The sequence below is a fragment of the Enterobacter cloacae complex sp. 277I4 genome (genome assembly GCF_050031465.1).
Classification (GTDB): Bacteria; Pseudomonadota; Gammaproteobacteria; order Enterobacterales; family Enterobacteriaceae; genus Enterobacter; species Enterobacter cloacae.
The window spans coordinates 3,174,211-3,184,660 of sequence record NZ_JBLGWC010000001.1; the positions used below are offsets into that span (position 1 = coordinate 3,174,211).

At 51.6% G+C, this 10,450-nt stretch carries 22 protein-coding genes; 15 read left to right on the forward strand and 7 right to left on the reverse strand.

Going from position 1 to position 10,450, the window contains the following annotated elements:
• Position 1: 1 nt before the first annotated feature.
• The 7 genes from ACQG19_RS15490 to ACQG19_RS15520 form a co-directional block, all read right to left on the reverse strand.
• A complete protein-coding gene (locus tag ACQG19_RS15490) occupies positions 2-376 on the reverse strand; it encodes a hypothetical protein (protein WP_426725947.1) in 375 nt (124 codons plus the stop codon).
• A complete protein-coding gene (locus ACQG19_RS15495) occupies positions 373-846 on the reverse strand; it encodes a hypothetical protein (protein ID WP_426725948.1) in 474 nt (157 codons plus the stop codon). The genes ACQG19_RS15490 and ACQG19_RS15495 overlap by 4 nt, the downstream gene beginning before the upstream one ends.
• On the reverse strand, positions 843-1,142 hold the full coding sequence (locus ACQG19_RS15500) for a protein ren (protein ID WP_426725949.1): 300 nt from the start codon (positions 1,140-1,142) through the stop codon (positions 843-845). Before ACQG19_RS15500 ends, ACQG19_RS15495 begins: the two co-directional genes overlap by 4 nt.
• Positions 1,139-1,933: a replication protein P gene (locus ACQG19_RS15505; protein ID WP_174330926.1), complete on the reverse strand. Its 795-nt coding sequence runs from the start codon at positions 1,931-1,933 to the stop codon at positions 1,139-1,141. Before ACQG19_RS15505 ends, ACQG19_RS15500 begins: the two co-directional genes overlap by 4 nt.
• Entirely contained in the window at positions 1,915-2,643 is a 729-nt protein-coding gene (locus ACQG19_RS15510; RefSeq protein ID WP_316376414.1) for a helix-turn-helix domain-containing protein, read from the reverse strand. Before ACQG19_RS15510 ends, ACQG19_RS15505 begins: the two co-directional genes overlap by 19 nt.
• A 130-nt stretch (positions 2,644-2,773) precedes the next feature.
• Positions 2,774-2,995: a CII family transcriptional regulator gene (locus tag ACQG19_RS15515; RefSeq protein WP_000449472.1), complete on the reverse strand. Its 222-nt coding sequence runs from the start codon at positions 2,993-2,995 to the stop codon at positions 2,774-2,776.
• 40 nt (positions 2,996-3,035) lie between these two features.
• Positions 3,036-3,287, reverse strand: coding sequence for a transcriptional regulator (locus ACQG19_RS15520; RefSeq protein WP_023327242.1), 252 nt, complete (start codon positions 3,285-3,287; stop codon positions 3,036-3,038).
• A gap of 127 nt (positions 3,288-3,414) precedes the next feature.
• On the opposite strand from ACQG19_RS15520, the gene ACQG19_RS15525 reads away from it, so the two are divergent.
• The 15 genes from ACQG19_RS15525 to ACQG19_RS15595 all read left to right on the forward strand — a co-directional run bounded on the left by ACQG19_RS15525 (position 3,415) and on the right by ACQG19_RS15595 (position 10,366).
• Complete coding sequence (locus ACQG19_RS15525; protein WP_023327241.1) at positions 3,415-4,107, forward strand: XRE family transcriptional regulator; 693 nt, start codon at positions 3,415-3,417, stop codon at positions 4,105-4,107.
• Between the two features lie 318 nt (positions 4,108-4,425).
• The gene (locus tag ACQG19_RS15530) at positions 4,426-4,809 is read left to right on the forward strand and encodes a hypothetical protein (protein ID WP_426725950.1); all 384 of its coding nucleotides are present in this window, start codon (positions 4,426-4,428) and stop codon (positions 4,807-4,809) included.
• 146 nt (positions 4,810-4,955) lie between these two features.
• The gene (locus ACQG19_RS15535) at positions 4,956-5,195 is read left to right on the forward strand and encodes a hypothetical protein (RefSeq protein WP_246932491.1); all 240 of its coding nucleotides are present in this window, start codon (positions 4,956-4,958) and stop codon (positions 5,193-5,195) included.
• A complete protein-coding gene (locus ACQG19_RS15540) occupies positions 5,192-5,401 on the forward strand; it encodes a hypothetical protein (RefSeq protein ID WP_058655847.1) in 210 nt (69 codons plus the stop codon). The genes ACQG19_RS15535 and ACQG19_RS15540 overlap by 4 nt, the downstream gene beginning before the upstream one ends.
• The gene (locus tag ACQG19_RS15545) at positions 5,398-5,556 is read left to right on the forward strand and encodes a hypothetical protein (RefSeq protein ID WP_017693159.1); all 159 of its coding nucleotides are present in this window, start codon (positions 5,398-5,400) and stop codon (positions 5,554-5,556) included. The genes ACQG19_RS15540 and ACQG19_RS15545 overlap by 4 nt, the downstream gene beginning before the upstream one ends.
• Positions 5,553-5,762, forward strand: a complete 210-nt coding sequence (locus tag ACQG19_RS15550) for a cell division protein FtsZ (RefSeq protein WP_000607102.1) — start codon at positions 5,553-5,555, stop codon at positions 5,760-5,762. Before ACQG19_RS15545 ends, ACQG19_RS15550 begins: the two co-directional genes overlap by 4 nt.
• Positions 5,763-5,772: 10 nt before the next feature.
• On the forward strand, positions 5,773-6,609 hold the full coding sequence (locus ACQG19_RS15555) for a hypothetical protein (RefSeq protein ID WP_426725951.1): 837 nt from the start codon (positions 5,773-5,775) through the stop codon (positions 6,607-6,609).
• A gap of 106 nt (positions 6,610-6,715) precedes the next feature.
• Positions 6,716-6,994: a host nuclease inhibitor GamL gene (gene gamL, locus ACQG19_RS15560; protein WP_426725952.1), complete on the forward strand. Its 279-nt coding sequence runs from the start codon at positions 6,716-6,718 to the stop codon at positions 6,992-6,994.
• 9 nt (positions 6,995-7,003) lie between these two features.
• The gene (locus ACQG19_RS15565) at positions 7,004-7,918 is read left to right on the forward strand and encodes a recombinase RecT (protein ID WP_426725953.1); all 915 of its coding nucleotides are present in this window, start codon (positions 7,004-7,006) and stop codon (positions 7,916-7,918) included.
• Positions 7,915-8,397 carry a siphovirus Gp157 family protein gene (locus tag ACQG19_RS15570; RefSeq protein WP_032105028.1) on the forward strand — a complete coding sequence of 161 codons (483 nt, stop codon included), beginning with the start codon at positions 7,915-7,917 and terminating at the stop codon, positions 8,395-8,397. The genes ACQG19_RS15565 and ACQG19_RS15570 overlap by 4 nt, the downstream gene beginning before the upstream one ends.
• An 8-nt stretch (positions 8,398-8,405) precedes the next feature.
• Entirely contained in the window at positions 8,406-8,834 is a 429-nt protein-coding gene (locus ACQG19_RS15575) for a regulator (RefSeq protein WP_426725832.1), read from the forward strand.
• Positions 8,831-8,983: a DUF1317 family protein gene (locus ACQG19_RS15580; RefSeq protein WP_126508927.1), complete on the forward strand. Its 153-nt coding sequence runs from the start codon at positions 8,831-8,833 to the stop codon at positions 8,981-8,983. Before ACQG19_RS15575 ends, ACQG19_RS15580 begins: the two co-directional genes overlap by 4 nt.
• Positions 8,980-9,639 (forward strand): MT-A70 family methyltransferase, encoded by a 660-nt coding sequence (locus tag ACQG19_RS15585; RefSeq protein WP_058648105.1) that lies wholly within the window; start codon positions 8,980-8,982, stop codon positions 9,637-9,639. Before ACQG19_RS15580 ends, ACQG19_RS15585 begins: the two co-directional genes overlap by 4 nt.
• Complete coding sequence (locus ACQG19_RS15590) at positions 9,636-9,854, forward strand: hypothetical protein (protein WP_032621601.1); 219 nt, start codon at positions 9,636-9,638, stop codon at positions 9,852-9,854. Before ACQG19_RS15585 ends, ACQG19_RS15590 begins: the two co-directional genes overlap by 4 nt.
• Positions 9,851-10,366 (forward strand): hypothetical protein, encoded by a 516-nt coding sequence (locus ACQG19_RS15595; RefSeq protein ID WP_213808213.1) that lies wholly within the window; start codon positions 9,851-9,853, stop codon positions 10,364-10,366. Before ACQG19_RS15590 ends, ACQG19_RS15595 begins: the two co-directional genes overlap by 4 nt.
• The last annotated feature ends 84 nt before the right edge of the window (positions 10,367-10,450 follow it).

Consider the following 10,450-nt stretch of genomic DNA (forward strand, 5'->3'; position numbering starts at 1 on the left):
ATCAATCTCCTTTCCCGGCTCTATCTGTTATCAAACTCTCGTAGCGATGAATATCACGCTTACCTGCAATCACCTTCTCCTTGGTGTCACTGCCATCACCGAGGTAAACTGGTCTGCCACTCAAGGTATTCTGAGGTTGTTTTTTTTCAACATCAGACTTCTTAAGTAATTCACTAAGCTCAGCAATCCGCTCCTCATACCGAGCGCCAACGGAAACTGCTTTATGGAAGGCTTCGCACCATTTGGACGATTGCGCCTGCATCTTCTCCAGCTCATCCAGAAGCGCCAGCGCTAACTTCCGCAGATGTGCGTTACTGCCGTTTGCAGGATTTGAAAGCTCTTTGCGTAGCTCTGCATGTTTGTCGATGTTGCTCATTGGGCGGCCTCCTTGCGAACCTGCTCCCTGAACAAGCGGGCTGAGACGATGATGTCTCTGATGCGTACTGATTTTTCGTCGAACTGCTCACCACCGTTTTTAATATGCGCATCCAGTTCTGCACTGTGATGCCGAATGAAAGCGTTGAGGTCATGCGCCCGCACTTCAGCCAGGAAAGCCTGATAGGCAGGAATCTGCAGCACAGCAAGTGAACGAATCATTTTCTGCACCTCCGGTGGGCACTGCTCATAGTGATCGTCTGTGATGAACACTGCCTCGTCGTGGATTGCTTCAACTGCACGCAACTCCGCAGCCAGCGTCGCGCATCTGGCTTCACCTTCTGCCACGCCAGCCTGGTACGCTTCGAACATGTGCTGCGTCATCTCGTACACAAAGCTTCTGTCGTCTTCCATCGCTGGCGAGCAGCCGTTGTTGTTCTTGGTAAACCACTCGATAAATTTCTGTTTCATACCCCTACCCTCCCCCAAACCATCAATACTCGCTTCATCGCCGCGCTGTTGCGGCACTCCTGAAATATTCCGTTTGTGCAGCTGCGCGCGGTACCAGCCTGCTCTTCCGGCGTTGCCAGGCGATAAGTCACCGTTCGCCAGACCTTGCTCACCCGGATAATTTTTCGAGACTTTTCCAGATCGATGGCGTTCTTCGTGATGCAGTTGATGGTCATACCGCACTCTGTGGCCACTTCCTTCGCGGTGAAGGTCCGGTGCGTTTCGAGATAACGCAGAATTGCCTGTTTGCCTTTCATTGAATAAGCCCTCTCTCTTTCCCGCGCTGATACTCTTCCCAGAGCCATTGGGCTGGGGTAAGAGCCCCGAGAGTCGCTGCGTTTGGCATGCACCCGAAGCTTTTTCCTTCCGGGTGATAACCGGCCTGACGGCTCACGTGATTTGTCGGGATCACTTCATAAGAATTCTCGAGCGCAAGGACGGGAGATGGAATTTTTTCCCCGCCGGCAACCTTCAGCGCCCATTCCTCAAGTTTTTTTGACGCGTATTTTTCAGTTTCAGCCTCGCTCAGCTGGCGCTGGTACATCGCTCTGCGCGTATCGGTCACAATCCAGTACATGACGTCATGAGACCACGGGAAAGCTTCTGCTCCGCCGGTATGCAGCCCTTTTTCTCGGCTATAACGATGGAACTCATTCATCACATCAGCCAGGCCAATGCCAAGCACCGTGCCGCTATCCTTGCACCATTTGATGAATTGCCCAGGCGACGGCCAGAAAGGTGATTCACTGGCGCGGGCATGACGCACACCAGCGGAAAGTTGTTCGCGAGTGCGGATCCCATTCTCTGAAAACGCTGCGATCCACTGACGCTTTGCCGTTTTCTCGTCTGCGTCAGTTTTCAGGTTTGTCTGCGTAGACGCAGGGAAAATCTGCTTCAGCTGCCGAAAGAGAGAATCAACAAGCCCCTCAGCCTCAGGGTTGATAACCTTCTGCTGGTCGGTACTTCCGTTCGCCATTCTGGAAAGTAGCGCGCCATCACGGCCGTTAACGGCTTGCATAATCTGATTATTCACAGGAAGTCCTCCCATCCCTCGCGGCTGTTCCAGTGAGGCGTTTCCTGCTCGGCACGACCACGCTTAGCCAGCGGGTTAACCCTGGCATTCCGGATCCAGACTCTGAAAGCCGAATTCCAGTCGATTAGCTGCGTGCCACGGGAAAGGTGATAGTCCCGGAAGTTCAGCAGCTCAGTTTCAATGCTCACCCCCTTCTCGGCAGCCATAGCAATGTGATCTGCCGACGGCTTAAACAGGGGCGGGAATGGAATCTCCCCGTTTGGTGAAATACCGATCCGACGCTTAGCGGCTTCGCTCATAAAACCTTCGCGCCCAGAGAGAGAGTTAGGTTCAATGACTGGTTCAAAAGAGTGACTGGTTCTGGTGCCATCTGGTGGCACAGGGGGTGTGCCATCTGATGGCATAGGGTGTGCTTCGTCGTGGCATACCCCTGTGCCATTTAATGGCATAGGGGTGGCATCTAATTTGAGGTAATACACATTTGACGTGTTACCTTTTCCGTTGTTGACGCCAACACGGTTCTCACGTCTGATAAGCCCCATTTCTTCAAGCGCATCAATATGGTTACGAACAGCCGTTCGGCTGCATTCGCATTGGTCGGCGATGTGTTGATACGAAGGCCAGCATTCGCCTTTGTCATTGGCGTTATCAGCCAGCTTAATCAGGACGAGCTTACGCAGTGAGTTTCCCACTTTGACCCCCATTGCTTTCGCCATAAGTGACATGCTCACGTGCTACCTCCGGTTTGTTTACTCTCTTCGATTTACTTGGCATAATTGCCTCGCAATTGACTGACGTTTATTGCACCTGAAAGCCGTTGGTGTTCGCGCACCGCGGCTTTTCCCCTTTCTGCGTTCATGCTTCAAAATCTCCCTTCACCCCATCCCGGTTCGAAATCAGGATGGCCAGCAGCAGCGACATGTTCGGGACAAGGTTCTCCCGCCACCGGCTTACGGTTGATTTGTTGATGCCAGCTACTTCGGCTATCCGGGCGGTACCCAGATCAGCAATTTGACGCTGCACCCAACTCTCAATTCGTCGTGCCTCCGCTTTGTTGCGTGTCGTTAAGGTTTCCATTTGCGATACTTCCTCTGATGTAATTGGTTATGGCCGCCGGTCAGGCGGCATGGTTATCTGGATGTGGAAAGATGGATGGCAGATCCGGGCGGAATTCATATGCCTTTATCTCGCCACCAACCGCTTTCACCAGTTCAGGAACGTGAACCGGGGAAATGCGTTTCTTGCCATTCAGCCAGTCACAGATTGTTGACTGGGCTTTGCCGCAACGTTTGGCTAGTTCTTTCTGGCTGCCAGCGATGGCGATCGCTTTTTCGACTGCGGAGTTTTTCTCTACTGTTGGGGTCTTCATAATCACCTCAGCTATCAGTTTAAAGCGATTATGGTTATCACTTTAGCGAATGTCAATCGCATAGGCGATTTTTTGCTAATTAATCGCTTGGGCGATAGAGTTAAGGGAGTCATTTACAGAGGTGGATATGGGATTCTCAGAGCGCTTGGCGCAGGCAATGAAAAATGCTGGATATACACAGGGCCGATTAGCCAAAGATGTCGGCATGGCTCAGTCCAGCGTCAATAAGCTACTGAAGGATGCAAACGGCTCACGTAAGACCGTGGAGATTGCCTCCGTTCTTGGTGTGCGTCCGGAGTGGCTGTCTACTGGTGAGGGTGAAATGGCTTCCAGTGGCACAAGAGAACCGGCTGCGCTATACCGGGTTAAGCCGTCACTGAATGGGATTTATCGCGTGGATGTACTCGACGTTAAAGCCAGCGCTGGACCGGGAAGCATTGTTACCAGCGATTTCATTGAAACTATCCGAGCCATCGAATATACGACTGAGCAGGCTCGAGCCTTATTCGGCAACCGACCAGCTACGCATGTCAAAGTGATCACAGTAAATGGCGACAGCATGGACGGCACTATTTCCCCAGGCGATCAGATCTTCGTTGATACCGGCGTTACACATTTTGATGGAGATGGGGTATACGTCTTTGTCTTCGGGAAGACACTGCACGTTAAGCGCCTGCAGATGCAACGCGACCGCCTGGCAGTAATATCCGACAACCCTATATACGAAAAATGGTACGTAGAACCTGAGGATGAAGACGCTTTCTACGTGATGGCCAAGGTGCTTCTCAGGCAGTCCATCGACTACAAACGATTCGCATAACCCGCTTAGGCGGGTTTTTTATTGCCCCCCCATAACACCATCCCCTTCCCCTCCAGATCCAGTCCTAGTTTTATCACTTTTTTCTCTAGCAAATAAAAAAATATCACTTTAACATTCAATCAATTATCACTTTAGTGATGATTAATATCGTTTTGGCGATTGACTCAAATAATCGCTTTAGCTATTGTTACCCCATCGAAACGAAACATCGACAGCTGAGCGAAGTTAGCCAGCGGCGAAGTGGATATTCGGTCAGTCGAACGGCGCGACAGTAAACCATGCGTCGGACCATAGGCGGGCTCAGGGAGAGCGGCAATTATGGCAAAGCGAAAAAAGATTTATTCCAGTCCATTCGAAGCTGAGTGGGCTGTGCTGAATCACAAAGCATTTCTCCCGCATCAGCGGGTAACGACAGAGGGTAAGGATATGGAGCAATTTGCAAAAGTATTTGAATCGCACGACCGGCAAATACTGGTGAAAAAAGGTGAGGATAGCGACGGTGATCCTGCGCTGTGTATATCAACGATGATCTCTGGTTTAGAAATGAGCATCAACGTCAACTTTTCAGATGATGGTGATAGCTTAAATAAGGCGTTTGACTCATTCACCCAAGATCAGGCTGACTTCTTCGCCAAAAAACTTGAAGGACAAACATCACCATTTGAAGCGCTTAAATTGCTAATGAGTTCTGAAGATGTATAGACCCGCTCCGGCGGGTTTTTTATCGGCCATACATAGGCAGATTTTCGAGTCTGCCCATTTATGACAACCGGCGGCCATCCACCGCCCATTAGCGCAGAAGTCTTGTATTAACCGTTCCGTTCGCCGCGATAAGGCCAAGAGGATTTATGAGCAAAAAAAATGGCGGTCGCGCTTTCCCGTGTGATTCTATCGTGGAGCGCGACGAAGTTGGTCACTTACATGGTTTTGAAGTCAGCTCAGGCGGCATGACGCTGCGCGATTACTTCGCGGCTAAGGCTATGCAGGGTCGACTAGCTAATCCTGATTGGTTGTGTAGCGATGACCGCACGGCAACCGAAGCGTACCAGATAGCTGACGCAATGCTCCGCGCTCGGGAGGCATCATGAGCAAACTCAAACCCGGAAACGTCTATATCGAAATATCCCACAACCAATCTGGCGGCCTATCCCTGTGTGTCAGCAATGACGATTTCGGGTGTCGTATTTCCGGTGACAAGGTTGGCGGGTGCGACACTTTGAAGCGCTTTGAGGTAGATGCGGAAAAGTTGATTTCTGAAATTCGAGAGCACCTCAACGACCGGGAGGAATCATGACAGTCACCCACAACGGCAAGCAGTACACCGCCAAAAAACTCAACGATAACGAGTGGCAACTGACGTCGCTATCGGCGCCGCGGGAAAAACTGGTGCTGAACCGCTGGCAGATGCATATCGCTGGCCTCCTGGAACAGGTTGAGGTGAAGGTATGATCAATCACTACGGCACCACCCCGCTAATTCGCCAGTGCGTCACGCCCGGCATGATGGCATTGCATGAAGGCCGCACCTATCGCGTCTCAGCAGTCATTCAGGAGCGCAAATGGGTGTACCTGCACACCGATGCAGAAATCATCCGCCTCAGTGACTGCGTGATTGACGTCCTTCTGGACGGTCACGGCAACCCTCTTACCCATTAAGGACTTTGTCATGGAAACTAAATTTCTTTCTGACGGCCGTAAGGTCGTTGTCGTTGGCGCGCTCAATAATCAGGAAACTATCGTCCAGGAAGTGTTTGTCACGCAGCAGGGTGATGAAATCCCTGGTGGCGAGCGTTTTGTGGTGAAGAGCCTACATGACCAGCCAGTTGAAACATGGTCGTCTCGTGAAAAAACAAAACAAGAAAAAGCCCTTGCTGATGCGAAGTTGAAAATTGAGAAGATCAACTCGGAAATTAGCAACCTACAGAACACATTAAGCTTCTGGAGAGAAATGGTTAAGCAGGTCAAAGCGTTCTCAGATCATATCAATGATGCTGACCTGGACCATTTCGCAGATGTAATGACCGGGCAGGTTAAATTTGCCATTAGTCGTGATTACGGTGTGCCGTCCATTGAAAAATTTGAAGATTTTATGTCTTCAATTGACAACTACTATGGACGTAAAAACTTTGAAGGCATCAAGTGCTTATCTCTTTTGGGTAGCACTAATGGAGATATCGCATTACGAGTAAATCGCTACTCAGATGGCAGTGGGGGAAGCGATACGGTTGAGTTCTACAAGACCATTGAAGAAGCCAGGCAGTGTGTTAAGCGCATTGCCATGGAAAAACTCAATGGTAACGGCCTGAGCATTGATGATGTCAAAAAGTGCCGCAAGATGGGTATTGTTTTCAGCAGGGATGAGTTACAAAAAATAAAAGAACGCCTCTTCTCTGCATCGGAAAAGAATCTCGCCCACTACCAAGAGAACTTCGATAAGCAAGTTGCTCAGATAAATGATGGCAAGCTGGCTATAGAGAAAATGCTTAACGAAGCAATCAACTAGCCATATACGCATTTTCAGATCCCTAGGCAAATAACCCTTAACCAATTCAACTGCTGCCTGTCACCAGAGGGCGGGATCTGCACATCCAAATTTCAGGAGTTCAGCCATGAACGCATACCTCACTTACGACCGCATCGAAGATCGGCGCTGGGTTGAGCAGCAACTCACCGACGAGAAAGAGAAGTGGATCGACGACCGGGCGAAAGAACTGATTGCCATGTTCCCTGCGAAACCTCTGGAAATGAGCAGCTTGTTCCTGCCCCAGGAAGCCAAGTTTGCGCTTATCGGAGAAAAGGCCGAAGAGGCATACAACGAATACATATCGGCCTGCGCGTATGCCCGGGCCGAAGAAGAATGGCAGCGCCAAGCGCCCTGCCCGTTTTAAGGAGTGATTATGAGCTTCGATCTGATTCAGTTCGTTAAGGAGCAGGAGCCGCTGTTTGTCGGCGCCCTTACCGACCAGTCTCTGACCTGGGCAAAGGAATGCCAGTTCGCTATACAGTTATTCCAGCGCAATCAAAAATTGGCAGAAACGGCGATTTCCAACCCCACCAGCGCCCAGAACGCGATCATCAACGTTGCAGCGGTCGGCATAAGTCTGAACCCTGCCAGCAAACTGGCTTATCTGGTTCCGCGCGACGGTATGGTCTGCCTTGATATCAGCTACATGGGCCTTCTGCACATTGCCCAGTCGGCTGGCGTCATCAAGTGGGGCCAGTGCAAGCTCGTTCATGCTGGCGACGACTACGAGACGCTGGGTCTCGATAAGGCGCCAGCTCACAAATACAACCCATTTGCTACACCTGACGATCGCGGCGCCGTTATCGGTGGCTACTGCACTGTTAAAACCGCTGATGGCGACTATCTCACTGAAGAGATGAGTCTCGCTGAGATAGAAGAAATCAGGAAAGTGAGCAAAGCGGGAACATCACCAAAAGGCCCATGGGGCAACTTCTGGTCTGAGATGGCCAGGAAGACGATCGTCAAAAGAGCATATAAATACTGGCCGCGTGCTGACCGTCTGGATAATGCCGTCGATGTGCTCAACGAGAGCGAAGGCATATACACGGAGCCAGTTATGCCCTACACCCCTGAAAGCGAAATCATCCAGTCGGAAGAAAACGCAAAACAGGAACTTATCAACACCATCCATTCACTATGTGAGGACATGAAGCAGGCGAAAAATTTGCATGCTCTCAAAACTCACTTCCAGGCAGCTTACAAAATGACGGTCGGAATGCAGCTTCAACAAGGGGTTCAGGCCGTCTATGCCAAGTGCAAAGCAAAATTCGAAGAGGTTACGCAATGACAGCTCTTTACCAGATCGCCAATGATTTCGCAAAGCTGACTGATTCAGGCATGGAGCCTGAAATGATAGCCGACACCCTTGATGGCATTGAGTGGGAGCTGGAAGCAAAGGTCGAGCAGATCCTTGCTGTCTGCAAAAACGAATCTGCTTATGCCGAGGCGCTGAAAGAAGAAAGCAAGCGTCTTGCAGAGCGCGCAAAAGCCGCAGAAAACCGTGTGTCGAGCATGAAAGATTATGTGGCCACCTCCCTCGAAACAGCAGGAAAGAAATCACTGAAGGCAGGCATTCATCAGGTAACGGTTCGCGCGCCTTCCAAGTCAGTAGAGATTACAGATGCCAGCGCACTTCCTCCTGAATTCGTCGAATACGAGACGAGCATCAAGCCAGACAAATTGGCTATCAAACACCAAATCGAAGCTGGCGTGGATGTACCTGGCGCGCAAATAAAACTCGGCAAACCTTCACTCATCATCAAGTAGGTGGAGCCATGAAACGCACACCCTTCTACCGCAGACCCGGGCGAACCGGGCAATTCTCAGGCCTCCGGGAGCGCGTTATCTGGATGATTCAGACGCGCGGCCGCCCGGTATCCGGCAGCGAAATCGCCGAGAAGTTTGGCGTAACGCTGATTGAGTTTAACCGGGTCGCCAACGGCATCACCCGCGGCTCCGGACAGATAGCTCAGATCGTTGAGTCGGAAAAATGGATCAACGATGACGGCATCTGCGACCGGACATTCGACCTGGTAACGAAACCAAAGGTCGTAACTCCGCAGGGTAAATCGCGGCTGTTCACCCGGCGCGCCATAGAGCAGTCGCAGGAAGGCAGGCGGCAGGAGTGCATTGAACGTGCAGCACGCCGTCGCCGCCTGATTGCTCAGGGCCTCTATATCGACGAAATGGAGTCCATCCTATGACTCACGCTCACGACGACATAAGGGTTGGCACACTGTGCCTTCCCTTCATTGGTAACGGCTGGCTAATGCCATGGGGTGAAGTTGTCTGTAATCCATTAAAGGCGCAGCGCCTCGCTGAGGAATATCGGGAAAGGCAGGTGGCGGCATGACAGCGAAATACTCACTTCTGTATGCCGATCCACCCTGGTCTTACGGCAACACCATCAGCAACGGCGCCGCCGCCGGCCACTACTCCACCATGAAGCTCATCGACATCAAGCGCCTGCCAGTGTGGGAACTTGCCGACGAAAACTCGGTGCTGGCGATGTGGTACACCGGCACGCATAACCAGGAGGCTATCGAACTGGCCGAGGCCTGGGGCTTCACCGTTCGCACGATGAAGGGCTTTACCTGGGTGAAGCTGAATCAGAACGCGGAACTGCGCATCAACAAGGCGCTGGCCGAGGGTGAAGTCACCGACTTTTACGACTTCCTCGATCTGCTTAACGCCGAGACGCGCATGAACGGCGGAAACCACACCCGGGCCAACACCGAAGACCTGTTGATTGCCACCCGCGGCGCCGGGCTGGAGCGAAAGCATGCCGGGATTAAGCAGGTGGTCTACAGCCCGCTCGGCGCGCACAGCGAAAAACCGTGGGAAGTTCGGCACCGGCTTGAGCTGCTTTACGGCGATGTGCCGCGCATTGAGCTGTTTAGCCGCAGCGCGGCACCGGGCTGGGATCACTGGGGAAATCAGTGCGCCACCGCCGCGGTAGAACTGCTGCCCGGCTGCGCCATCCAAGTCGTGAAAATGGAGGCCGCATGACACCAGCAAATGAAAACGCCATCCGAGCAGCCTGCCGCCGCTGCACCGAGGAAATCCAGCAGGCCATGCGCAAGAAGCCAAAGCCTAACTGGAACGAAACGGTGCCTCCCATCATCAACAAGCATCACAAGAAAATTGAAGCTCTGGGAGTTAGCCTCCTGGAGTTCGTCGTATACACAGGTCGGCTTAATCGCCGCTTCGGAGTGGAATCGTGAGTTATTCAACAGTTATAAAAGTTTGGCCTGGCGAGAAGTCTGAAGAAGATGAAGAGCTCCGCAATGGCTGGGGAAGTGGCCCTGTCATTTGGAACGACATGGCAATGAAATATCTTGGTCTACAGGCCCATCAGTACATGATGAAAATAGATAGCCTTTGGCCCTTGGCTAACCGCCTTGATATTCCATATCACCATCGCGCTGTCCTCGCTATGACATACGACCGCATGTATGTGAAGCAGGAACATTACGCGTTGGCAGCAGATTGCATCCGAAAATACCTAACTGACTTCCCGGCTGATGATAAGTATGTAAACCACTGGCCCCGCATTGCTGAAATTTTTGAAAGCTCACCTGAGTGCCCAGCTATTGGTTTATGGCTCACCTCGGTATGTGAAAACCCATTCCTTGGCGAGTGGGATGAAGACACCGAAGATTACAAACAGCCTGATTGGTCTCGTTACTGGAGCCTTTTTGATGATCTTGACGCAAGCGAAAGTGGTGCCGCATGAAGGCGCAAATCGCCAGGTCGCTATCGCGGCCTTTTTTATTGCTGGCATTCACCTTCAACCGAATTAACCGACAGTTCCGGGAGC